Raw genomic sequence first — 22,478 nt, forward strand, 5'->3', positions numbered from 1 at the left:
CAGATCCATCCATCTGCTGGTAAAGGTCCACGAACCCGCAGGGAGCCCGTCCGTTGGCCGCCATCGCCCGCTGGTGCATCAAGCACCGTCTGCTCGCCGTCCTCATCTGGCTCGCCGCCCTCGGCGGCACGGCCGCCGCGGCGGGGTTCGCGGGTTCCGCGTACTCCAACGACTACGAGGTGCCCGGTACGGAGTCCGGCCGGGCCACCGAGCTGCTCTCGCGCGGCTTCACCGACCTCGGCGGCGACACCGACACCGTGGTCTGGCACACCACCGGCTCCACGGTCCGGGACGCCGACGTCGAACAGGCGGTGACCCGCACCCTCCACGCCATCGACGCCCTGCCCGGCGTCGGCGCGGTCACCGGCCCGTACGGCGCCGAGGGCACCGGCCGGATCAGCGAGGACGGCCGCACCGCCTACGCCACGGTCACCTTCGACCGCCCCGCCGACGAGATCCCCGTCTCCCAGGCCCAAGCCCTCGTGGACACCGCGAAGGGCGCCGAGGGGGACGGGCTCCAGGTCGAACTGGGCGGCACCGCCGTCGCCCTCACCGAGGCGCCCTCCGTCCATGTCGCCGAGGCGATCGGTGTGGTCGTCGCGGCCGTGGTCCTCTTCCTCGCCTTCGGCTCGCTCGCCGCCAGCCTGCTGCCCATCGCCACCGCCCTGGTCTCCGTGGGCACCGCCTACGCGGGCATCGTGCTGCTCGGCCATGTGATGACCGTGGCGGACTTCGCCCCGATGCTCGGCATGCTCATCGGGCTCGGCGTCGGCATCGACTACGCCCTCTTCATCGTCACCCGGCACCGCCGAGGGCTCCGGCGCGGGATGTCCGTCGACGAAGCCGCCCAGAACGCCGTCACCACCACCGGACGCGCGGTGGTCTTCGCCGGGGCCACCGTCTGCATCGCGCTGCTCGGCATGCTGATCCTGCGGCTCAGCTTCCTCAACGGCGTCGCCATCGCCGCCTCGCTCACCGTCGTCCTCACCGTGGCCGCCTCCGTCACCCTGCTGCCCGCCCTGCTCTCCCGGATAGGGATGCGGGCCCTCAGCCGCCGCGAACGCCGCCGGCTCGCCGAACACGGGCCGCGCCCCGAGCTGCCCACCGGCTTCGCCGCCCGCTGGTCCGCCTTCGTGGAGCGCCACCCCAAGCTGCTCGGCGGGATCGCGGCCGTCGTCATGACCGTCCTCGCCCTGCCCGCCCTCGGTCTCCACCTCGGCACCTCCGACCAGGGCAACAACCCGGCCACCGCGACCACCCGGCAGGCCTACGACCTGCTCTCCGACGGCTTCGGCCCCGGCGTCAACGGCCCCCTCACCATCGCCGCCCAGCTGGACGGCGCCGACGACCGGCTCGCACTGGACTCACTGCCCGAGAAGCTCCGTACCACCGAAGGCGTCGCCTCGGTCAGCCCGCTCACGTACAACAGCGGCGGCGACACCGCCTTCCTCACCGTCGTCCCCGACTCCTCGCCCCAGTCGCGGCAGACCAGCGAGCTGGTCGACCGCATCCGGCAGGACGTGCTCCCGCCGGTGAAGGACACCAGCTCGCTGGAGACGTACGTCGGCGGGGTGACGGCGAGCTACGACGACTTCGCCGAGATCATCGTCGGCAAGCTGCCCCTCTTCGTCGGGGTCGTCATCGGCCTCGGCTGCCTGCTCCTCCTGCTGGCCTTCCGCTCCATCGGCATCCCGGTCAAGGCCGCCGTGATGAACGTGGCCGCCGTCGCCTCCTCCTTCGGCGTCGTCGTCGCCGTCTTCCAGTGGGGCTGGGGGAGCGAGCTGCTCGGGCTCGGCAGCGCCGGGCCCATCGAACCCTTCCTCCCCGTGATCATGGTCTCGGTCCTCTTCGGCCTCTCCATGGACTACCAGGTCTTCCTGGTCGGCCGGATGTACGAGGAGTGGCTGGAGACCGGCGACAACCGGCGCTCGGTCCGGGTCGGCCTCGCCGAGACCAGCCGGGTGATCAACTCCGCCGCCGTGATCATGATCTCCGTCTTCCTCGCCTTCGTGCTCAGCGGCGACCGGGTGATCGCCATGTTCGGCATCGCGCTCGCCACCGCCGTCGCCCTGGACGCCTTCGTCCTGCGCACCCTGCTGGTCCCCGCCCTGATGCACATGCTCGGCGGCGCCAACTGGTGGCTGCCGGGCTGGCTGGAGCGCCGGCTGCCCCGGATCAGCATCGAGCCGCCCGACTGCGCGGTGGACCGTGCGAAGATCCCGGGTGCGCGCGTCACGGAGGAGGACGCCGCGGCGGCAGAGGAGGAGCACGATGTTCGCCCTATCCCTGGGTGACGACCTGGGCGGTGGCCGGGCGGAGCTGCGCCCGCTGGAGGTCTGGCGGGCCGAGGAGTTCCTCGCCCATATGGACCGGGCCCGGGAGCTGGTCGACCCGTGGATCCCGTTCGCCTCCGCCGCCACCGACCTGGACTCGGCGCGCGCCCTGCTCCAGCGGTACGCGGACAAGCAGGCGGCGGACACCGGACGGCTCTTCGGCATCTGGCTGGAGGGCACGCTCGTCGGCGGGGTCCTGTTCCGGATCTTCGACGCGGCCCAGGGCAACTGCGAGATCGGCGTCTGGCTGGAGCCCGCGGCCCAGGGCCGGGGCCTGATCACCCGTGCCGCCGAGCACCTGATCGACTGGGCGGTGTACGAGCGCGGCATGCACCGCGTCGAGTGGGACGCCTCCGCCGCCAACACCCGCTCCATCGCGGTGGCCAAGCGGCTCGGCATGACCCGCGACGGGGTGCTGCGGCAGAACTACCTCTACCGGGGCGTACGCCACGACTCGGAGATCTGGTCCGTGCTGGCCCCGGAATGGCGGGCCCGCACGGGACGCTGAGCCGCCGCGTTAAGGGGGTTCTCATCCGGGACCCCTAGCGTGCGGCACATGAACACCACCCCCTCCAGGACGACCGACATCACGAAGACGGCCACGACGGCCGACGACCCCGGGACGGACACCGACGCCGCCGCCGTCACGGAGGAGACCACCGCTGCCGCCGTGCCGCCGGAGGCCACCGCCGACACCGCGATCACGCAGGACGCGGCCGTGGGCGGTGTGCCGGGCGCCGAAGCCGTCGACGAGGACGAGGACGACGACCTGGAGCCCGACGCCTTCACCGAGGCCCGTCACGGCGTCGGCGCGGGCGCCACGGCCGTCGTCTCCGCCGCCCTCGGCATCGTCGCCCTGACCGGCGCCTGGTCCGGCCGGGTCGCCGCCGAGCGCGAGACCCTGATGGGCCAGATCCAGACCGCCGGCGGCTCCAGCGCGGCCCAGCAGATCTCCGCGATCTACGGGGACGCCTGGCACACCACCGCCCTGGTCAACGGCCTCTTCGCGGTGCTGGCCCTGCTCGTCGGCGTCTTCGTCCTGGTCCGCCCCGCCTTCGGCACCCCCGCCACCCGGCCGCAGCCCGCCTGGATCCGGGCGGTCGCGCTGGCCGGGGTCGCCCTCGGCACCCTCGGCGTACTGATCTCCGTGGGCATGTACTTCGACCTGTTCCTCTCCCTGCCGGTCGCGGGCACACCGGCGGGCTGAGCCCCGGCTACGCGGCGCCAAGGCATCCGGCCCGCGCGTCCAAGGCCCCGCCCGGGCAAGATGCGGCACTCGCCCGATGCGGCCGCAGCCCCGGGCCGAACTCGGCGTCTCCAGGCGGGGCGAGGCGGTGTCCCTCGCCCACCGGCTCCGCCTCTACCCGACGACGTAACCCCTGCTCATCAGCGCCCGGGCGGCCCGTCGCGACCGTCGTCCCCGTCGCCCCGGGCCTCCCGGCCGCCCACCGGCTCCGTGACGAGACGGGTGCGCGGGGCGAGCACGGCGTCCTGCTCCAAGGGTGCCTCCCGCATGTGGCGCTCGCGGTCCCCGCCGGCGGCCGGCTCCCCCTCCGGGGCGCGGACGGTCACCTTGCCGGAGGTGAGGTCTATCGGGCCACGGCCCGGATCGCCGGCGGCGACATCCACCCGGCTCAGCTCCAGCCGCTTCTGCTCGTCGGCGCCGTGCTTGCGCCCCGGGGCGAAGAGCTCCTCGAAGAAATTGAACACGGTCGTGCTCCCTCCGGCATGGTGCGCGGGTGGTGCGACTGGGCGTCTACTCCACTTCGACCAGCAGGATCCGGTCGTCCCCGGGCTTCGGCCCGCCCCGGCCGTCCGTGTTGCTGGTGACCAGCCAGAGCCGGTCGCCGCCCGCGCTCACCACGGTGCGCAGCCGGCCGTGCTTCTCATCCAGGAACGACTGGGGGTCGGCCAATGGTTCCTTCCCCGAGTCGCCGGAGAGCGGGATGCGCCAGAGCCGCTCACCGCGCAACCCGGCCATCCAGACGGAGCCCGCGGCGTACGCGATACCGCTCGGCGAGGCCTCGGAGGTCTTCCACTGGGCCACCGGGTCGATGAACCCGTCCTTGCCCTCCTCGCCCTCCGCCTCGGGCCACCCGTAGTTGCCGCCGGGCTCGATCAGGTTGAGCTCGTCCCAGGTGTTCTGGCCGAACTCGGCCGCCCAGAGCCGCTTCCGCGCGTCCCAGGCGAGCCCCTGCACATTGCGGTGCCCGTACGAATACACCACCGAGTCCGCCTCCGGGTTGCCGTGGACCGGCTCCCCGTCGGGGGTCATCCGAAGGATCTTGCCCGCCAACGACTCCTTGTCCTGGGCGAGCCCGGTGTCCCCGGTCTCGCCGGTGCCCGCGTACAGCATCTTGTCCGGGCCGAACGCGATCCGGCCGCCGTTGTGGATGTTGCCCTTGGGGATGCCGCGCAGGATGGTGTCCGGGGCGCCGAGCTGCTGTCCGGCCGGGCGCTTCTCGTCGTAGCTCATGCGGACGATCCGGTTGTCCGACGTGGTGGTGAGGTAGGCGTACACCCAGCCGTCCGCCGCGAACGTCGAGGGGACCGCGAGCCCCAGCAGACCGCCCTCGCCCGCCGGGGAGACCCCGGGCACCGAGCCGAGCAGGGTCTGCTTCCCGCTCTCGCCGTCGATGCGGTGGACCGTCCCCTCGTCACGCGAGGCGACCAGCAGGTCACCGCCCGGCAGGGCGGTCAGCCCCCACGGTGACTTCAGCCCCTCGGTCAGCGTCGAGACGACCTTCGCCGAGCCCTTGGCGGGCGGCAGGTCGGCCGACGCGCCCGGTGACGGGGTGCCGGAGCTCTGCGAGGCGGTCGGCGAGGCGGCGCCCGTACCGGACGCACCCTCCTCCCCGCCCGTGGAGCACGCGGCGGAGAGGACCAGCGAGGCCGTCGCCAGCGCGGCCACCACCCCCTGCGCACCGCGGGGGACTGAACTGATCCGAACACAGCACCGCGCACTGGACCGATCCTTTCGACGGCTGCCCGACTGGCTCTTCGCCCTACCTGTTCCTACCTCGTGGACCCGCTCAAAGTTCCCGGTGCGGCCCATTCTCCCGCCACCTCGCGCCGGGCGCGCGGCCTCAGTCCCAGGACCCGCGCGCCCCGGGCAGCGCGGCGATCTCCGCCAGATCCGCCGCGTCCAGCTCCACCTCCGCCGCCCGCGCGTTCTCCACCGCCCACTTCTCACGCTTCGTCCCCGGCACCGCCACCACATGCGGCCCCTGCCGCAGCACCCACGCCAGCGCCACCTGGGCCACGCTCGCGCCGCGCCGCTCCGCGATCCGCCGCAGCCCGGCCACCACCGGCTGGTTCGCGGCCATCATCTCGGCCGTGAACCGGGGGTGCCGGGCCCGCAGGTCCTCGGGCTCGAACCCCTGCCCCGGCTTCAGCGTCCCGGTCAGATAGCCGCTGCCCAGCGGCATCGCGGCGAGTACCCCGACCCCGCGCGCCGCACACCAGGGCAGCAGCTCCGCCAGCGCCTCCGGCGACCACACCGACAGCTCCGCCTCGACCGCGCTGACCGGGAAGACCTGCTGGATCCGCTCCAGCTGCCGGATCGTTCCCGCATGCGTCCCGGCGCCCGACCGGCGCGGAGCGCGCGCTCCCACCGCGCACAGCCCCAGCGACCGCACCTTGCCCGCCGTCACCAGCTCCGCCATCGCCCCCAGGTCTCCTCCACCGGCACCTCGGGGTCGGCCCGGTGCAGCTGGTAGAGGTCGATCACCTCGGTCTGGAGGCGCCGCAGCGAGGCGTCGCAGGCCCGGCGTACGTAACCGGGGCGCCCGTTGGCCACGATGTGCTGATCACCCACCAGGAGCCCGCACTTGGTGGAGAGGAACGCCTCGGAGCGGCGCCCCTTCAGCGCCCGGCCCACCAGGAGCTCATTGGTGAACGGCCCGTACATGTCGGCGGTGTCGAGCAGCCGGACACCGGCGTCGAGTGCCGCGTGCACGGTGCGCACCGACCGGTCACCGCGCTGCTGCGACGCGCTGTATCCCCAGCTCATCGGCATACAGCCCAGACCGACCGCGCCCACGGCGAGCCCCGACGCCCCGATAGTCCTGCGCTCCAACTCCCCTGGCCTTTCTTCGTTCCCGCGGTCACGGGGCCGTACCGCACCCCCAAACTAACCTCTGGCCCGGCCGCCACTTCGATCAGCCGTGCTGGAGCGCTCGCACACCCGTCGCATAGCCTCCAGACCATGACTGCGACGACTGCCGGCGCGACGCGTGCCGATGTATGGCTGCCTTTTCCGGCCGAGGAGATCGAGGGGCTCCCCGAAGGCCTCGACTACCTCTTCTGGGACGGGGGTGAGGAGTATCCCGGGGACCCCGCGCACTGTGTGTACTACGTCGTCCCCTATATGAAGGGTTCCGAGATCGCCGTCCGGCCGATGGGCGCCATGAGCGCCGTCCAGGTCGTACAGACACTCTCGGCGGGCATCGACCATGTGGAGCCCGGACTAGGCCTGTTGCACGCCGGCGTACGCCTCTGCAACGCCAAGGGGGTCCACGAGGCGTCCACGGCGGAGCTGACGCTCGCCCTGATCCTGGCCTCCCTGCGCGACATCCCCGGCTTCGTCCACGGTCAGGACAACGAGGAGTGGCGGTCCGGGTTCTACCCGGCGCTCGCCGACAAGTCCGTTCTCATCGTGGGGTACGGCTCCATCGGCGCGGCCATCGAGGACCGGCTCGCGCCCTTCGAGTGCGCGCGGGTCGCACGCGTCGCGCGCTCCGCCCGGACCACCGAGCGCGGCCCCGTACACACACTCGACGACCTCCCGGCCCTGCTGCCCGCCGCCGACGTCGTCGTCCTCTCCACCCCGCTGAACCCCTCCACGCAAGGGCTGGTGGACGCCGACTTCCTCGCGGCGATGCCGGACGGGGCGCTCCTCGTCAACGTCGCCCGGGGCGGAGTCGTGGACACCGAGGCCCTGTTGGCCGAACTGGGATCCGGACGGCTGCGGGCCGCACTCGACGTGACCGACCCGGAACCGCTGCCGTCCGGCCATCCTCTCTGGCATGCTCCGAATGTCTTGATCACGCCTCATGTGGGCGGCAGCACCTCGGCGTTCGAACCGCGCGCCAAGCGGCTGCTGGCCGCACAGCTCACCCGGTTCGCCGCCGGGGAGCCGCTCGTGAACGTCGTCAGCACCACCGGCTGAGGGGCTCCGAGCGGTCACGCCGAGGCGTGATCCGCATGCGCACAGTGCCGCCCACCTCGCGTTTCGTCACGGAGCGTAGAGAAGCTATGGCCCTGAGTGACGAACCTGGTGTATCGTCCGCACCGGAGGGCTGCGCCGTGGCAGGGGCGGCGCGGGGGGAGCATCGGAACGCGAGGGGGCGACGGGCGATGTGCTGGCCATGGAGAGACGATCCGAGGCCGCGGAGCGGAGCGCGGCTGCCATCGGCGCCGCCCGCGAGCGGCGGTCGCGGGTGGCCGGAATTCCCCCCGGGGCGGCGGCCGGGACCGGGCAGGGGAGCCCTCCGGTGAGCGCCCTGGGGGCCTGGCTCTCGCCGCACTCCGCCACGGGCTTCTCGGGGCTGCGGGCCCGGATCCTGCTCGGCACCGTCTGCGCCGGATACGGCATCGGGGCGGCCGTCGGCTGGGGCTCACCGCAACTGGCCCGCGTCATGGGTGACTTCGGCCTCGCCGCGGCGGCGCTGGTCGCCGCAGTCTCCTGCTTCCTCTACGCCCGGGTGAGCGCCGGGCGGCTGCGGCCCGCCTGGCTGCTGTTCTCGGTCTCCTCGCTGATGGCCGCCTGCGGCAACGCCGTCTGGGGGTGGTACGAGGTGGTGCTCGGCGTCCCCGTGCCCACCCCGTCGGCGGCCGACGCCTTCTTCCTCTGCTTCGCGCCGCCCGCCATCGTCGGGCTCCTCGTGCTCGCCAAGCGCCCGGTCACCCGGGCCGGCTGGGTCTGCCTGGCCCTGGACGCCTGGCTGATCGGCGGCTCCCTGCTGACCCTCGCCTGGAGCCTCGCCCTGGCCCACGCCGCGCACATGGCGGGCGTCCAGGACGCCAGCGTCGGCCCGGCGGCACTCTCGCTGGCCTACCCGCTGCTGGACATCGTGCTCGTCTCCATGGTGCTCGCGCTGCACTTCCGCCGCTCCGGGGCCAACCGCTCCGCGGTCAACACCGCGATCGCCGCCCTGGCGCTGACCGTCCTGTGCGACGCGGTCTTCACCTCACCGCTGCTGCGCTCCACCTACCACTCGGGCCAGTTGCTGGACGCCGGCTGGTTCGCCGGCTCGCTGCTCCTCGCCTACGCCCCCTGGGGGGTGCGGAGCCGGACGGCCGGCACCGACCGCCCGGGCCCGCCGCGCACCATGAGCCGCCCGATCGCCGGATCGCTGGCCGCGCTCACCCCGTATCTCGCCGCCGCCGTCTGCACGCTCGGCATCCTGTACAACGTGGTCGAGGGCCGCCGGGTGGACCGGGTGGTCATCTTCACCGGCTGCACGGTCGTCCTCGCGCTGGTCGTCCGGCAGGGGATCATGCTGCTGGACAACATCGCCCTCACCCAGGAGCTGGCCCAGAAGGAGAACCACTTCCGCTCCCTGGTGCAGGGCTCCAGCGACGTCATCATGATCGCCGCCCCCAGCGGCACCCTGCGCTACGTCAGCCCCGCCGCCGCCGGGGTCTACGGGCGCGACGCGGAGGACCTCGTCGGCGCCGAGCTCTCCTCGATCATCCACCCCGACGACCTCGGCCGGGTCGTCCACGAGGTGCGGCGCTTCCTCGCCGCCCCGCCCCACGAGGAGCCCACCACCCGCATCGAGTGCCGCTTCCGCTCCGGCACCGGCGACTGGCTGCACGCCGAGTCCACCGTCAACCGGCACCAGGGCGGGCTCCTCCTCAACAGCCGGGACGTCACCGAACGCGTCAGGCTCCAGGCCCAGTTGCAGCACAACGCCGAGCACGACCCGCTCACCGACCTGCCCAACCGGGCCCTGTTCACCTCCCGGGTCCGCCAGGCGCTCACCGGCCGCCGCGCCGGCGACTCCGGCACCGCCGTGCTCTTCATCGACCTCGACGGCTTCAAGGCGGTCAACGACACCATCGGCCACCAGGCGGGCGACGAACTGCTCATCCAGGCCGCCCGCCGCCTCCAGGAGTCCGTCCGGGCCGGGGACACCGCCGCCCGCCTCGGCGGCGACGAGTTCGCCGCGCTCATCATGGGCGACGGCACCCGCGACCAGGGCGCCCGGGAGTACCAGGTCCACGAGATCGCCGACCGGCTCCGCCTCACCCTCTCCCAGCCCTACCGGATCGGCCCCAGCGAGGTCCGGGTGGCCGCCTCCATCGGCGTCGCCTTCGCCGAGCCCGGGATCACCCCCACCGACCTCATGCGCAACGCGGACCTCGCGATGTACCGCGCCAAGGCCGGCGGCAAGGACCGGGTCGAGTTGTACGCCCCCCAGATGCAGGCCGATGTCGTACGCCGCTCCGAGCTTGCCACCCGGCTGCGCACCGCCCTGCGCGAGGGCGAGTTCGCGCTGCTGCACCAGCCGGTCGTGCACCTCGCCAGCGGCTCCGTCGCCGCCGTCGCCGCCCAGGCCCGCTGGCGCTCCGCCCAGGGCATCCTCTTCACCCCCGCCGAGTTCCTCCGGGTCACCGGTGACGACGACCGCACCGCCGAGCTGGGCCGCTGGCTCCTGGAGGAGGCCGTGAAGCAGGCCGCCGACCGGGCCAGGGCCGGACACCCCGTCGCCGTCTCCGTACGCCTGTCCGCCACCCGGCTGATGGACAAGGCCCTGCCCTTCGGCTCCATCGAGGCGCTGCTGACCCGTCACGGGCTGCCCTCGGGGGCCCTGATGATCGAGGTGGCCGACAGCGACCCCCGGATCTCCTTCGACGATCTGGAGCAGCGCCTCGTGGCCCTGCGCCGCCTCGGCGTCCGGATCGCCCTCGACGGCTTCGGCAGCGGTTTCGCCGCGATCAACGCGCTGCGCCGCCTCCCCATCGACGTACTGAAACTCGACCGGAACCTGGTCGAGGGGGTGGTGGAATCGGCCAGGCTGCACAAGATCACCAGCGGGCTGCTCCGGATCGCCTGTGACCTCGGCCTCCAGTCCGTCGCCGACGGGGTCGACGTCCCCGAGCAGGTCCTCGCGCTCCGCGCCATGGGCTGCACCCACGGCCAGGGGATGGCCTTCTCCGGCCCGCTGGACGAGTACCGGCTGCGACGCGCCCTGGTGCGCGGCCAGTTCCCCGTGCCCGGCGTCCCCGGCCCCCGCACGGTGATGGCGGGAGGCGCGATCCCGCTGCTCACCGGATCACATGCTGAGACGCCCGTCCCACCCACTTGACACGTCATGCGTGCCGGAGAGAGGGTCAATGCCATGCGCACCCGAATTCTCGTACTTGGAAAGCGCGTCGGCTGAAGCAGAGTCACTCCACGACACTCTGCGGACCGCACCCGGCGCGCTCCCCTCGCTTGCCTCACGGCACGAGGGGTTTTTTGTTGCACTGACGCCTCTCAAAACGCTGCAAAACACCCGCGAAAACCCTCAGCTTCGAGAAGAGAATGCCGATGACCGAGCAGGCCACCGGGGCCCACCACCCGCAGCCGCGCGCCCGTACCGGCGGACAGCCGTCCGTCACCGTTGAGCACGTCACGGGCGCGCAGTCCCTCATCCGCTCTCTCGAGGAAGTCGGCGCCGACACGGTATTCGGCCTCCCCGGCGGCTGCATCCTCCCCGCCTACGACCCGCTGATGGACTCCACCAAGGTCCGCCACGTCCTCGTCCGCCACGAGCAGGGCGCGGGCCACGCGGCCACCGGCTACGCGCAGGCCACCGGCAAGGTCGGCGTCTGCATGGTCACCTCGGGTCCCGGCGCCACCAACCTGGTCACCCCGATCGCCGACGCGCACATGGACTCCGTGCCGCTCGTCGCGATCACCGGCCAGGTCGCCTCCAAGGCGATCGGCACCGACGCCTTCCAGGAAGCCGACATCTGCGGCATCACGATGCCGATCACCAAGCACAACTTCCTGGTCACCAAGGCCGAGGACATCGCGCACACCATCGCCGAGGCCTTCCACATCGCCTCCACCGGCCGCCCGGGCCCCGTCCTCGTCGACATCGCCAAGGACGCCCTCCAGGCCCGGACCACCTTCAGCTGGCCGCCCACCCAGGACCTGCCCGGCTACCGGCCCGTCACCAAGCCGCACGCCAAGCAGATCCGCGAAGCGGCCAAGCTGATCACCCAGTCCAGGCGCCCCGTGCTCTACGTCGGCGGCGGCGTCCTCAAGGCCGGCGCCACCGCCGAGCTGAAGGTCCTCGCGGAGCTGACCGGAGCGCCCGTCACCACCACCCTGATGGCGCTCGGCGCCTTCCCCGACAGCCATCCGCTGCACGTGGGGATGCCGGGCATGCACGGTTCGGTCACCGCCGTCACCGCGCTGCAGAAGGCCGACCTGATCGTCGCCCTCGGCGCCCGCTTCGACGACCGCGTCACCGGCAAGCTGGACAGCTTCGCCCCGTACGCCAAGATCGTCCACGCCGACATCGACCCGGCCGAGATCGGCAAGAACCGCACGGCCGACGTCCCGATCGTGGGCGACGCCCGCGAGGTCCTGGCCGACCTGGTCCAGGCAGTCCAGGCCGAGCACACCGAGGGCAACACCGGCGACTACAGCTCCTGGTGGAAGGACCTCAACCGCTGGCGCGACACCTACCCCCTGGGCTACGACCTGCCCGAGGACGGCAGCCTCTCCCCGCAGCAGGTCATCCAGCGCATCGGCAAGCTCGCCCCCGAGGGCACGATCTTCACGGCGGGCGTCGGCCAGCACCAGATGTGGGCCGCCCACTTCATCGACTACGAGCAGCCCGCCACCTGGCTCAACAGCGGCGGCGCCGGGACGATGGGATACGCGGTCCCGGCCGCCATGGGCGCCAAGGCCGGTGCGCCCGACCGCACCGTCTGGGCGATCGACGGCGACGGCTGCTTCCAGATGACCAACCAGGAACTGACCACCTGCGCGCTCAACAACATCCCGATCAAGGTCGCCGTCATCAACAACGGCGCCCTCGGAATGGTCCGCCAGTGGCAGACCCTCTTCTACAACCAGCGCTACTCCAACACCGTGCTGCACTCCGGCGCGGACACGGACGGCCGGCCCGCCAAGGGCACCCGCGTCCCGGACTTCGTCAAGCTGTCCGAGGCCATGGGCTGCTACGCCATCCGCTGCGAGGACCCGGCCGACCTGGACAAGGTCATCGAAGAGGCCAACTCCATCAACGACCGTCCCGTCGTGATCGACTTCATCGTCCACGAGGACGCCATGGTCTGGCCGATGGTCGCCGCCGGCACCTCCAACGACGAGGTCCAGGCCGCGCGCGGCGTCCGCCCCGACTTCGGCGACAACGAAGACGACTGAGAGACAGAGAGAGAACGACTCCCATGTCCGAAAAGCACACGCTCTCCGTCCTGGTCGAGAACAAGCCCGGTGTCCTCGCCCGGATCACCGCCCTGTTCTCCCGACGCGGCTTCAACATCGACTCGCTCGCGGTCGGTACCACCGAGCACCCCGACATCTCCCGCATCACCATCGTCGTGAATGTCGAGGGCCTGCCCCTGGAGCAGGTGACCAAGCAGCTCAACAAGCTGGTCAACGTCCTGAAGATCGTCGAACTCGAGCCGTCCGCCGCGATCCAGCGGGAGCTCGTCCTGGTGAAGGTCCGCGCCGACAGCGAGACCCGCTCCCAGATCGTCGAGATCGTCCAGCTGTTCCGCGCCAAGACCGTCGACGTCTCCCCGGAGGCCGTCACGATCGAGGCGACCGGAGGGGCCGACAAGCTGGAGGCGATGCTCAAGATGCTGGAGCAGTACGGCATCAAGGAGCTCGTCCAGTCCGGCACCATCGCCATAGGGCGCGGCGCGCGCTCCATCACCGACCGCTCCCTGCGCGCCCTCGACCGCTCGGCCTGAGCGGACGGAGCCGGGCGGAGCCGCACGCTCCGCTCGCATGGCGAGACCCGACAACGCATACGACGCACCCCGCCGTACGGTGGGACGCAACACCTGCACACCAAGGAGAAGACCCAGTGGCCGAGCTGTTCTACGACGACGATGCCGACCTGTCCATCATCCAGGGCCGCAAGGTCGCGGTTCTCGGTTACGGCAGCCAGGGCCACGCCCACGCGCTGTCGCTCCGTGACTCCGGCGTCGACGTCCGCGTCGGTCTGCACGAGGGCTCGAAGTCCAAGGCCAAGGCCGAGGAGCAGGGCCTGCGCGTGGTGACCCCGTCCGAGGCCGCCGCCGAGGCCGACGTCATCATGATCCTCGTCCCGGACCCGATCCAGGCCCAGGTCTACGAGGAGTCCGTCAAGGACAACCTCAAGGACGGCGACGCGCTGTTCTTCGGCCACGGCCTGAACATCCGGTTCGGCTTCATCAAGCCCCCGGCCAACGTGGACGTCTGCATGGTCGCCCCGAAGGGCCCCGGCCACCTGGTCCGCCGCCAGTACGAGGAGGGCCGCGGCGTCCCCTGCATCGTGGCCGTGGAGCAGGACGCCTCGGGCAAGGGCCTGGAGCTGGCCCTGTCGTACGCCAAGGGCATCGGCGGCACCCGGGCCGGCGTCATCAAGACCACCTTCACCGAGGAGACCGAGACCGACCTCTTCGGTGAGCAGGCCGTCCTCTGCGGTGGCACCGCAGCCCTGGTCAAGGCCGGTTTCGAGACGCTGACCGAGGCCGGCTACCAGCCGGAGATCGCGTACTTCGAGTGCCTGCACGAGCTGAAGCTCATCGTCGACCTCATGTACGAGGGCGGCCTGGAGAAGATGCGCTGGTCCATCTCGGAGACCGCCGAGTGGGGCGACTACGTCACCGGCCCGCGGATCATCACCGACGCCACCAAGGCCGAGATGAAGAAGGTCCTCACCGAGATCCAGGACGGCACCTTCGCCAACGCCTGGATGGCCGAGTACCACAACGGTCTGCCCAAGTACAACGAGTACAAGAAGGCCGACAGCGACCACCTGCTGGAGACCACGGGCCGTGAGCTGCGCAAGCTCATGAGCTGGGTGAACGACGAAGAGGCCTAGGCCTCTTCGGGAGCGGGGCGGGTCCGACGGGCCCGCCCCGCTCCGCATACCCGCCTCGCACCCCCGTGTCACTGCGGAAACCGGGTGCGAGCCGGTCGCGGAAGCGGTGGCTCCGTACGGGTGTACACCACGTCCACCCTCGTGCGGGTGATCCTTCCACCAGGGCGCAGTGCAGCGCCCTCCGCACCACTACACTTCTCAACACATACACGCGTCAGGGCCCACAGTGTCGTGCGTCTACCACGCGGCTAGCCCCTCCACCGCCTGCGGCCGTCGGGACGGCCGTCCGCACTGGACTTGTGAGGACTCACGTGAGCTCGAAACCTGTCGTACTCATCGCTGAAGAGCTGTCGCCCGCCACGGTCGACGCTCTGGGTCCGGATTTCGAGATCCGGCACTGCAACGGCGCGGACCGCGCCGAACTCCTCCCCGCGATCGCCGACGTCGACGCCATCCTGGTGCGTTCCGCCACGAAGGTCGACGCCGAGGCCATCGCCGCCGCGAAGAAGCTCCGCGTGGTGGCCCGCGCGGGCGTCGGTCTGGACAACGTCGACGTCTCCTCGGCCACCAAGGCCGGTGTGATGGTCGTCAACGCCCCGACCTCCAACATCGTCACCGCCGCCGAGCTGGCCTGCGGTCTGCTGGTCGCCACGGCGCGCAACATCCCGCAGGCCAACACCGCCCTGAAGAACGGCGAGTGGAAGCGCTCCAAGTACACCGGGGTCGAGCTCAGCGAGAAGGTCCTCGGCGTCGTCGGCCTCGGCCGCATCGGTGTCCTGGTCGCCCAGCGCATGTCGGCCTTCGGCATGAAGATCGTCGCCTACGACCCCTACGTCCAGCCGGCCCGCGCCGCGCAGATGGGCGTCAAGCTCCTCAGCCTGGACGAGCTCCTGGAGGTCGCCGACTTCATCACCGTGCACCTGCCCAAGACCCCCGAGACCCTCGGTCTCATCGGGGACGAGGCGCTGCACAAGGTGAAGCCCTCCGTCCGCATCGTCAACGCCGCGCGCGGCGGCATCGTCGACGAGGAGGCGCTGTACTCCGCACTCAAGGAGGGCCGCGTCGCCGGCGCCGGCCTGGATGTGTACGCGAAGGAGCCCTGCACGGACTCCCCGCTCTTCCAGTTCGACCAGGTCGTCTGCACCCCGCACCTCGGCGCCTCCACCGACGAGGCCCAGGAGAAGGCGGGCATCGCCGTCGCCAAGTCGGTGCGCCTCGCGCTCGCCGGTGAGCTGGTCCCGGACGCGGTCAACGTCCAGGGCGGCGTCATCGCCGAGGACGTACGCCCCGGCCTGCCGCTCGCCGAGAAGCTCGGCCGGATCTTCACCGCGCTCGCGGGCGAGGTCGCGGCCCGCCTCGACGTCGAGGTGTACGGCGAGATCACCCAGCACGACGTCAAGGTGCTGGAGCTCTCGGCGCTCAAGGGCGTCTTCGAGGACGTCGTCGACGAGACCGTCTCCTACGTCAACGCCCCCCTCTTCGCCCAGGAGCGCGGGGTCGAGGTCCGCCTCACCACCAGCTCCGAGTCGCCGGACCACCGCAACGTGGTCACCGTGCGCGGCACCCTCGCCAGCGGGGAAGAGGTCGCGGTCTCCGGCACGCTGGCGGGCCCGAAGCACCTCCAGAAGATCGTGGCCATCGGCGAGCACGACGTGGACCTGGCGCTCGCCGACCACATGGTCGTCCTGCGCTACCAGGACCGTCCCGGTGTGGTCGGCGCGGTCGGCAAGATCCTCGGCGAGGCCGGGCTGAACATCGCGGGCATGCAGGTCTCCCGGGCGGCGGAGGGCGGCGAGGCCCTGGTCGTCCTCACCGTCGACGAGACCGTCCCGCAGCCGGTGCTGACCGAGATCGGCGACGAGATCGGCGCCTCCTCGGCCCGCTCGGTCAACCTCACCGACTGACGCACCCAGCACCCCGCACGACCCCGGCTGCCGGGCGCCCCTTCACCGGGGGCGCCCGGTAGCCGTCTGTTTCGGGGGGGCTGACCCACCGCTATGGGCCCCGGGTTGGGTCCTGGGGCCCACGACGGGTGAGGCGCCCCGACCCTAGGGTGACCGGTTGTCATGTCACTCATGGGCACCGGGGGTCGGATCGCGTATGTCTGCTGTCGGTGGCATACCCGTAGCGGGAGGCCCGGCTCCGGCCGCCGCCCCCCGGCGTGACCTCCCGGGCCCGCTCGCCACGGTGCGGGTGCTGCTCCTCGTCCTGGTCGGCGCGACGGCCCTCGGCGCCGTCGGCCTCTCCGGCTCCGCGATCGCCGCCGACGCCATGGGCGCGCAGGTGCTCGGCATCCTGCTGTACGCCTCCGCCCCTGGAGTGCTCTGCGCCCTGCTGGCCTGGCATCTGCGGACGGGCGGCAAGCTCGTCCGGTGGGGGATCGTCGCCGCTCAGGTCTGGCTGATCGTCGGGGGCCTCGGCAACCTGGCGGACGGTTCACCGGACGGGCTCACGCAACTGGTGCTTCCCGTCCTGATCCTGGTGCTGCTGAGCCGGGCGCAGAGCCGGGCGTGGTTCCTGCTGCCGCCCCGGGAGCGCGGGGAGCCGCCGAAGTTCTCACTCCCGTACCTGATCACCTGGCGCCGGGACCGGGGCCAGTCCGCGCTGGAGTACCTGGGCCTGGTCCTGATCGTCGTCGCGCTGATCGCGGCGCTGACGGTGGGGGGCCTCGGCGGCCGGATCACGGAGGGGCTCCAGTCGGCGATCTGCTCCCTGACGGGCAGCTCGTGCCCGGTCTCGGGCGGCAGCGGCTCGGTGGAGGCGGGGGACACGTCGGGCGGGACGGGGGCGGACGGGGGTTCCTCCCAGGGCGCCGACAGGGGGCGGACGGCGGTGCGTCGGGTGATGCCTCCGGTGGTACGGACGCGGGTTCCACGGTCACGGGCGGTACGGGTGCCACCGGCGGCGACGCGACGGGAGGTTCGGGCTCCTCCGGCGGCGACGCGGCAGGCGGCACCGGCGCCACCGGCGGGGAAACGACCGGCGGCGAGGCCTCCGGCTCCACGGGATCATCAGGCTCCTCCGGCACCGAAGGCTCCTCCGGCTCCACGGGATCATCCGGCACCACCTCATCCGGCGGCACCGGTGGCCCCGACGACGACGGACGCCCCGGTACCGGCGTGGACACCTTCCCCGAGGACTACGAGGAGCCCGAGGCCGCCTACGACATCCCCGCCGCGGCCGAAGGGGACGGCGAGAGCGGCGGCGAGAAGGCCGACGAGCAGGAGGACTGCAGCGGCTGGGGCTTCTTCGGCTGCGCCTGGGACCGTACGACGCAGGTCTTCAAGGGCCTGGTGGTGGACGGCATCTGGGGCGACATCTCCGGGATCATCGACCTGTTCAAGCCCGAGACCTGGGCCGGTCTCGCGGAGTACGGACGGCAGCTCGGCGACCAGTGGACGAAGGACTCCCAGGGCGCCGGCGACAAGTGGAGCGACGGCGACTACCTGGGCGCCCTCTGGGACTGGGGCAAGGCCTCCGTCAACACCGTGGTCACGGTCGGGGACGACGTCTTCGTGGGCGACGAGGTCCGCGAGCGCTGGAACAACGGGGAGAAGACCCGGGCCGTCACCGATGTGATCTGGAACGTCGGTTCGCTCTTCATCCCCGGCTACAACGTGGCCAAGGTGGTCGGCAAGGCCGGGAAGCTCGGCAAGGTCGGCAAGGTGGCCTCCGAGCTCGCGGACGTGGCGGGCGACGCGGGCGCGGCCGCCCGGCGGGCCCGCAAGGCGGCGGAGGCGGGCGACCTCGACGGCGTACGCAGAGCGGCGAAGGAAGCGGACGAGGCGGCCGACAGCGCCGAGGACGCGGCGCGCCGGACCGGTTGCGTCATCGCCTCCGGGCCACCGCCCCTGGTGCGGTACGGGGGCGGGGCGACCGGTGGAGTCCCCGGCTCCGGTACGGGGGTGCTGGCGGGCGGCTCGCCGGGCCGGGTGGTCCTGGCCGACGGCGGCTGCGACGAGGCGGCCAAGAAGGCGGCGGCACAGGCGCGGGCGGCGGAGCGGGCCGCGCACCTGGAGCAGAAGCGCCTCGAGGAGCCGGAGCGGGCGCGGAAGGCGGAGCTGGAGAAGAAGCAGCACCCCGAGCCCAGCGCAACGACACCTCCGACCCGCGCAACTACAACCCGCCGTCCTGGGCGGACGACCTCAAGAGCCGCACGCTCGGGGACGCGGACGCGGGCGACGGCTACTGGGCGAGCCGGGACCGCAACCCCGCGCCCAACTGGAAGAACGAGTCCTGGCTGCGCTACCAGGAGCAGATCACGGGGACGAACCGGGGCCAGGAGTACGTCGTACCGCACCCCCGTGAGGGCAGGCCGGCCGTGGAGTACGACGGCTGGGACTCCTCCCGGCAGACGTATCTGGAGGCCAAGAACGGTTACGGCAGCTACCTCTCCCAGTCCGCCCCAGGCACGCTCACCCCGTCCGGCAAGGCCAAGTTCGTGGCGGAGGCCCGCGCCCAGGTGGAGGCGGCCGGCGGCAAGCCCGTGGAGTGGCACTTCTCGGACCCGGAGGTCGCCAAGGCGGCGCGCAGGGCGTTCCGGGACGAGAGGCTGCCGATCAAGGTGGTGTCGACGCCGGTGAAGGCGGGTGACAGTACGAGGAAGCCCGGGGCCTTCGACGAGTAGCCGCGTTAGCCTGCACGCGTGGGCGGTCCGGTCCGGCGACGGAGGAGAGAGAGATCAGCATGCGACGTGTGGTGCGGGGCTTCTGGGGCCCGAGGCCGGAGTCGGCCGAGGCGCTGGCCGATCGGTGGCTGCGGACCCTGGAAGGGCTCACCGGGCTCGTCCCGGAGGCGGCGGACGCCTGGAGCCAGGTCCATGCCGACGGACCCGCGACCGCCATCACGGCCGACGGGGACGCCCTGCTCGGCGCGGTGCGGGCCGCCCGGAGCGCGGCCGACTGGTCGGACCTGACGGGCACCGGGCTGCGGCTGGTCGGCACGGGCACACCCGGCTGGGAGGCAGAGATCAGCGGAGTGGCGGGCGGCGAACCGGAGTTCCTGCTCCAGTCGATCGCGGTGGTGCTGCACGCACCGGACGACGCCTCCGTCCCCGAGGAGGACCTCCTCGCGCTCCTCGCCCGGGTGTGGGAGCCGGACTTCGGCGATGTGAGCGACGACGACGTGCTGGACGCGCTGGAGGACGAGGCCGGGTTCTCGGTCGAGGACCCGGCGGTGGGCCGGGCCGGCTATCTCTCCCCGGCCCGCGCCGCCCTCGTACCGGAAGGACTGGACGCGGTCCGCCGTCAACTCCCGGGCGGCGGAGAGCTGTTGGGCATCGCGGCCCCCGGCGACACCGCGGCGGTGGTGCGCGCGTGCGAGCGCCTGCGCGAGGCGGGGGCCCTGGCGCCGCTGCCCCGTCCGATGGACCGGGCGGTGCTGTGAGCCGCGCGACCGCGCGGGCGGCGCGGTGACCTCCCGGGCGGGGGAGCCCTTCGCGCTGCCCCGGGCGGTGGCCGAGGCCGGGCAGCTCCTCGCCGCCCCCGTACCGGCCACCGGCCCCACCGCCGGCCAGGGTGACCCGGTGACGGGCGAGTGGAGCGCGACCGAGGGTGCGGGCTTCCGCGTCGTGCCGCTCTGGGAGGGTGACCCGCTGACCGGCGTGTACGCCCCCGAGTGGAACGACGCCGAAGAGGCCGCCGACGCGTATCTGGCCGCCCTTACGCGGGAGTTGGACCACCGCTGGGGCCCGCACACCAAGGTCCGCCTGCACGGGCCGTTGCGCGCATGGCAGGCGGGTGCCCCCGTGGAGCCCCTGTTCCAGGCGCTGTTCGCCGTGGACCTGTACGGGGACCTGACCGTCTGGGGGCCGGTCGGTGCGGCGGGACCGGGCGGTTCCGGTGACCGATGGTTCGGCGTGACCGTCGGCCAGAGCGACGGTGACGCGCCGCTCGTGCTGGCCGCCCTGGTCAGCGGGGAACCGGTCACGGAGCCGGACGAGGTGGGGTGAACCCCCATCCCGCCGGGCGCTGTCGGGCCCGCTGATAAGGTCCTGCGACATCAGCTGTTCCGTGCTGGAGAGGGTCCATGAAGCTGCTCCCCCTGTTCCTCCGGCGGCCCATCGAAGCGGTGTACGAGCGCCGGCTGGCCACCACTCTGGTCGGGCTGCCGCGCCCCCAGCACGTCGGGATCATGGTCGACGGCAACCGGCGCTGGGCCCGCAAGGCCGGGCACACGGACGTCCGCGAGGGCTACCGGGCGGGCGGCGCCAAGGTGACCACGTTCCTCGGCTGGTGCACCGCCGCCGGGATCGAACACGTCACGCTCTTCATGCTCTCCGACGACAACCTGGGCCGCCCGGCCGAGGAGCTGGGCCCGCTGATCGAGGTCATCGAGGAGACCGTCCGGGACATCACCGCCGAGGGCCGTGACTGGGAGGTCCAGGTGATCGGCTCCCTCGACATGCTGCCCGGCACCAGCGCCCAGGTGCTCAAGGAGGCCACCGCCGCGACGACCGGGCGCGGCGGCCTCAAGGTGGATGTGGCCGTCGGCTACGGCGGGCGGCGCGAGATCGTCGACGCCGTGAAGCGGGCCTTCGAGGAGCACATGGCGGCCGGCGGCGACCCGGCCGAGCTGGTCGCCCGGTTCGGCATCGAGGACATCTCCCGCCACCTCTACTCACCGATCGCCGACCACACCGACTTCATCATCCGCACCTCCGGCGAGCAGCGGCTGTCCGGCTTTCTGCTCTGGCAGTCCGCCTATGCCGAGATGCACTGGGTGGACTGTTACTGGCCGGCCTTCCGCCACGTGGACTTCTTGCGCGCCCTGCGCTCGTACGCGAACCGGGAACGCCGCTTCGGCAAGTGACGGCCGCGCGGAGCCTCACAGCCGCGCCCGTTTCACCGCCATGTGCAGCAGCAGCCGGTCCTCGCCGTCGGCCAGGTCGAGGCCGGTGATCTGTTCGATGCGGGAGAGGCGGTAGTAGAGCGTCTGGCGGTGGATGCCCAGCTCGGCCGCCGTCCGGCTCGCCTGGCCCGCGCAGTCCAGGAACGCCTCCGCCGTGTGCGCCAGCTCCTTGTGCAGCGGGGTCAGCAGCGAGGCGACCGCCGGGTCGGCGGGGTCGGTGCCGGTGCCGGGGAGGGCGGTGAGCAGGCGGTACGGGCCGATCGCCGACCAGCGGGCGACCGGGCCGAACCGGGTCTCGGCCCGGGCCGCGCGGGCCGACGCCACCGCCTCGCGCCAGGAGGCCGGCAGCGCGTCCAGGCCCCGCCGGGGCGCCGCGATCCCCCCGGTGGCTCCCGGGCCCGCCCCCGTACGCAGGCGTTCGGCGGCGCTCACCGCCGGGTCCAGGCGGTCCGGCGAGCGCAGCCGGATGAGCGCGGCCAGTGACACGGACCCGGCGCCCCCGGGCGGGGAGACCGCCGCCAGGGCGGAGGCCGAGGCCACGCCTCGTACCGACGGGGTGTCGTCGGCGCCCCACGGCGTCACGCACACCACCGTGTGCAGCCCCTCCGCGTCCTGCCCCAGCGCCTCCCGCAGCGCCGCCACCGCCGTGTCGTGCTGCCGCCCGGGCCCGGCCGTGAGGACCGCGCCGAACTCCCGGGAGAGGTCCGCGCCCGCCCGGGCCTCGTCGAAGAGCAGCGCCCCGATCCGGGCGGCGACCTCCATCGCGGCGGCCAGCTGATCGTCGGTCGGCCCGGGGTCGGTGTCGAGGAGCCAGACGTAACCGAGGACGACACCCCGGTGGCGTACCGGAAGACAGACGCGGTCCCGGAAGACCCCGGCCTCCGGGGCGGCGGGGATGCGGACCGGGCCGGTCGCCCGGGTGATGCCGAACCCCTCGAACCAGGCGCGGACGGCGGGGGTGGAGCGGCGGGTCAGGATCGAGCGGGTGCGGACCGGGTCCATCGTGGTGTCGTCGTCGCTGTCGTGGGCCCCGAAGGCGACCAGGCCGAAATCGCGGTTCTCCAGAGTGGCGGGGGCGCCGAGAAGGGCGGAGATCTCGTCGACCAGTTCCTGGTAATCGCCTGTCACACCGCCATTCTCGCACCCCTCCCCGTCTTCCTTCATACAGATGTCTGAGATGGCGGCCACGGATGCGTGACAGGTGTCGATGGCACAGGATCGGCGGGGTACCTAGATT

15 protein-coding genes and 2 pseudogenes are annotated in these 22,478 nt (G+C 72.4%); 13 read left to right on the forward strand and 4 right to left on the reverse strand.

Features of this window, described 5'->3' with window-relative positions:
• Window positions 1–53: 53 nt before the first annotated feature.
• From D6270_RS24585 to D6270_RS24595, 3 genes are read left to right on the forward strand one after another with little or no spacing between them, the layout of a single operon-like run.
• Window positions 54–2,294 (forward strand): MMPL family transporter, encoded by a 2,241-nt coding sequence (locus tag D6270_RS24585; RefSeq protein ID WP_109163466.1) that lies wholly within the window; start codon window positions 54–56, stop codon window positions 2,292–2,294.
• Entirely contained in the window at window positions 2,272–2,841 is a 570-nt protein-coding gene (locus D6270_RS24590; protein WP_109163465.1) for a GNAT family N-acetyltransferase, read from the forward strand. The genes D6270_RS24585 and D6270_RS24590 overlap by 23 nt, the downstream gene beginning before the upstream one ends.
• Before the next feature lie 48 nt (window positions 2,842–2,889).
• Entirely contained in the window at window positions 2,890–3,540 is a 651-nt protein-coding gene (locus tag D6270_RS24595) for a hypothetical protein (RefSeq protein WP_109163464.1), read from the forward strand.
• A 179-nt stretch (window positions 3,541–3,719) separates the two neighbouring features.
• Here D6270_RS24595 and D6270_RS24600 read toward each other — a convergent pair whose 3' ends face one another.
• From D6270_RS24600 to D6270_RS24610, 3 genes and pseudogenes are all read right to left on the reverse strand, one after another.
• Entirely contained in the window at window positions 3,720–4,043 is a 324-nt protein-coding gene (locus tag D6270_RS24600; RefSeq protein ID WP_109163463.1) for a DUF6191 domain-containing protein, read from the reverse strand.
• Between the two features lie 46 nt (window positions 4,044–4,089).
• On the reverse strand, window positions 4,090–5,247 hold the full coding sequence (locus D6270_RS24605) for a PQQ-dependent sugar dehydrogenase (protein WP_151414719.1): 1,158 nt from the start codon (window positions 5,245–5,247) through the stop codon (window positions 4,090–4,092).
• A 172-nt stretch (window positions 5,248–5,419) separates the two neighbouring features.
• Window positions 5,420–6,411, reverse strand: a pseudogene (locus D6270_RS24610) (aldo/keto reductase).
• Window positions 6,412–6,540: 129 nt separating this feature from the next.
• On the opposite strand from D6270_RS24610, the gene D6270_RS24615 reads away from it, so the two are divergent.
• From D6270_RS24615 to D6270_RS24660, 10 genes and pseudogenes are all read left to right on the forward strand, one after another.
• Complete coding sequence (locus D6270_RS24615) at window positions 6,541–7,503, forward strand: 2-hydroxyacid dehydrogenase (RefSeq protein WP_109163460.1); 963 nt, start codon at window positions 6,541–6,543, stop codon at window positions 7,501–7,503.
• 325 nt (window positions 7,504–7,828) lie between these two features.
• On the forward strand, window positions 7,829–10,648 hold the full coding sequence (locus D6270_RS24620; RefSeq protein WP_109163459.1) for a putative bifunctional diguanylate cyclase/phosphodiesterase: 2,820 nt from the start codon (window positions 7,829–7,831) through the stop codon (window positions 10,646–10,648).
• A gap of 218 nt (window positions 10,649–10,866) precedes the next feature.
• On the forward strand, window positions 10,867–12,723 hold the full coding sequence (locus tag D6270_RS24625) for an acetolactate synthase large subunit (RefSeq protein ID WP_109163458.1): 1,857 nt from the start codon (window positions 10,867–10,869) through the stop codon (window positions 12,721–12,723).
• 23 nt (window positions 12,724–12,746) lie between these two features.
• On the forward strand, window positions 12,747–13,274 hold the full coding sequence (ilvN, locus tag D6270_RS24630; protein WP_006127785.1) for an acetolactate synthase small subunit: 528 nt from the start codon (window positions 12,747–12,749) through the stop codon (window positions 13,272–13,274).
• 116 nt (window positions 13,275–13,390) lie between these two features.
• On the forward strand, window positions 13,391–14,392 hold the full coding sequence (gene ilvC / locus D6270_RS24635; RefSeq protein WP_030573364.1) for a ketol-acid reductoisomerase: 1,002 nt from the start codon (window positions 13,391–13,393) through the stop codon (window positions 14,390–14,392).
• Between the two features lie 311 nt (window positions 14,393–14,703).
• Window positions 14,704–16,296 (forward strand): phosphoglycerate dehydrogenase, encoded by a 1,593-nt coding sequence (gene serA, locus D6270_RS24640; RefSeq protein ID WP_109163457.1) that lies wholly within the window; start codon window positions 14,704–14,706, stop codon window positions 16,294–16,296.
• A gap of 196 nt (window positions 16,297–16,492) precedes the next feature.
• Window positions 16,493–19,019, forward strand: a pseudogene (locus D6270_RS33690) (Tox-REase-5 domain-containing protein).
• 59 nt (window positions 19,020–19,078) lie between these two features.
• Window positions 19,079–19,777, forward strand: coding sequence for a serine/threonine-protein kinase (locus tag D6270_RS24650; protein WP_109163455.1), 699 nt, complete (start codon window positions 19,079–19,081; stop codon window positions 19,775–19,777).
• Window positions 19,778–19,802: 25 nt separating this feature from the next.
• Window positions 19,803–20,342, forward strand: a complete 540-nt coding sequence (locus tag D6270_RS24655) for a hypothetical protein (RefSeq protein WP_109163454.1) — start codon at window positions 19,803–19,805, stop codon at window positions 20,340–20,342.
• A gap of 77 nt (window positions 20,343–20,419) precedes the next feature.
• On the forward strand, window positions 20,420–21,202 hold the full coding sequence (locus D6270_RS24660; protein WP_109163453.1) for an isoprenyl transferase: 783 nt from the start codon (window positions 20,420–20,422) through the stop codon (window positions 21,200–21,202).
• A gap of 15 nt (window positions 21,203–21,217) precedes the next feature.
• Here the strand turns inward: D6270_RS24660 and D6270_RS24665 are convergent, their stop codons facing one another.
• A complete protein-coding gene (locus tag D6270_RS24665; RefSeq protein WP_109163452.1) occupies window positions 21,218–22,369 on the reverse strand; it encodes a PucR family transcriptional regulator in 1,152 nt (383 codons plus the stop codon).
• Between the last annotated feature and the right edge of the window lie 109 nt (window positions 22,370–22,478).

Source organism: Streptomyces griseus subsp. griseus (assembly GCF_003610995.1).
Taxonomy (GTDB): Bacteria; Actinomycetota; Actinomycetes; order Streptomycetales; family Streptomycetaceae; genus Streptomyces.

What these genes read in the sequence shown, in the direction of transcription:
- D6270_RS24590 (WP_109163465.1), top strand. Translation starts at nt 2,272, where the DNA reads ATGTTCGCCCTATCCCTGGGTGACGACCTGGGCGGTGGCCGGGCGGAG.
- D6270_RS24660 (WP_109163453.1), top strand. Translation starts at nt 20,420, where the DNA reads ATGAAGCTGCTCCCCCTGTTCCTCCGGCGGCCCATCGAAGCGGTGTAC.
- D6270_RS24615 (WP_109163460.1), top strand. Translation starts at nt 6,541, where the DNA reads ATGACTGCGACGACTGCCGGCGCGACGCGTGCCGATGTATGGCTGCCT.
- D6270_RS24595 (WP_109163464.1), top strand. Translation starts at nt 2,890, where the DNA reads ATGAACACCACCCCCTCCAGGACGACCGACATCACGAAGACGGCCACG.
- ilvN (WP_006127785.1), top strand. Translation starts at nt 12,747, where the DNA reads ATGTCCGAAAAGCACACGCTCTCCGTCCTGGTCGAGAACAAGCCCGGT.
- D6270_RS24650 (WP_109163455.1), top strand. Translation starts at nt 19,079, where the DNA reads ATGCGACGTGTGGTGCGGGGCTTCTGGGGCCCGAGGCCGGAGTCGGCC.
- D6270_RS24625 (WP_109163458.1), top strand. Translation starts at nt 10,867, where the DNA reads ATGCCGATGACCGAGCAGGCCACCGGGGCCCACCACCCGCAGCCGCGC.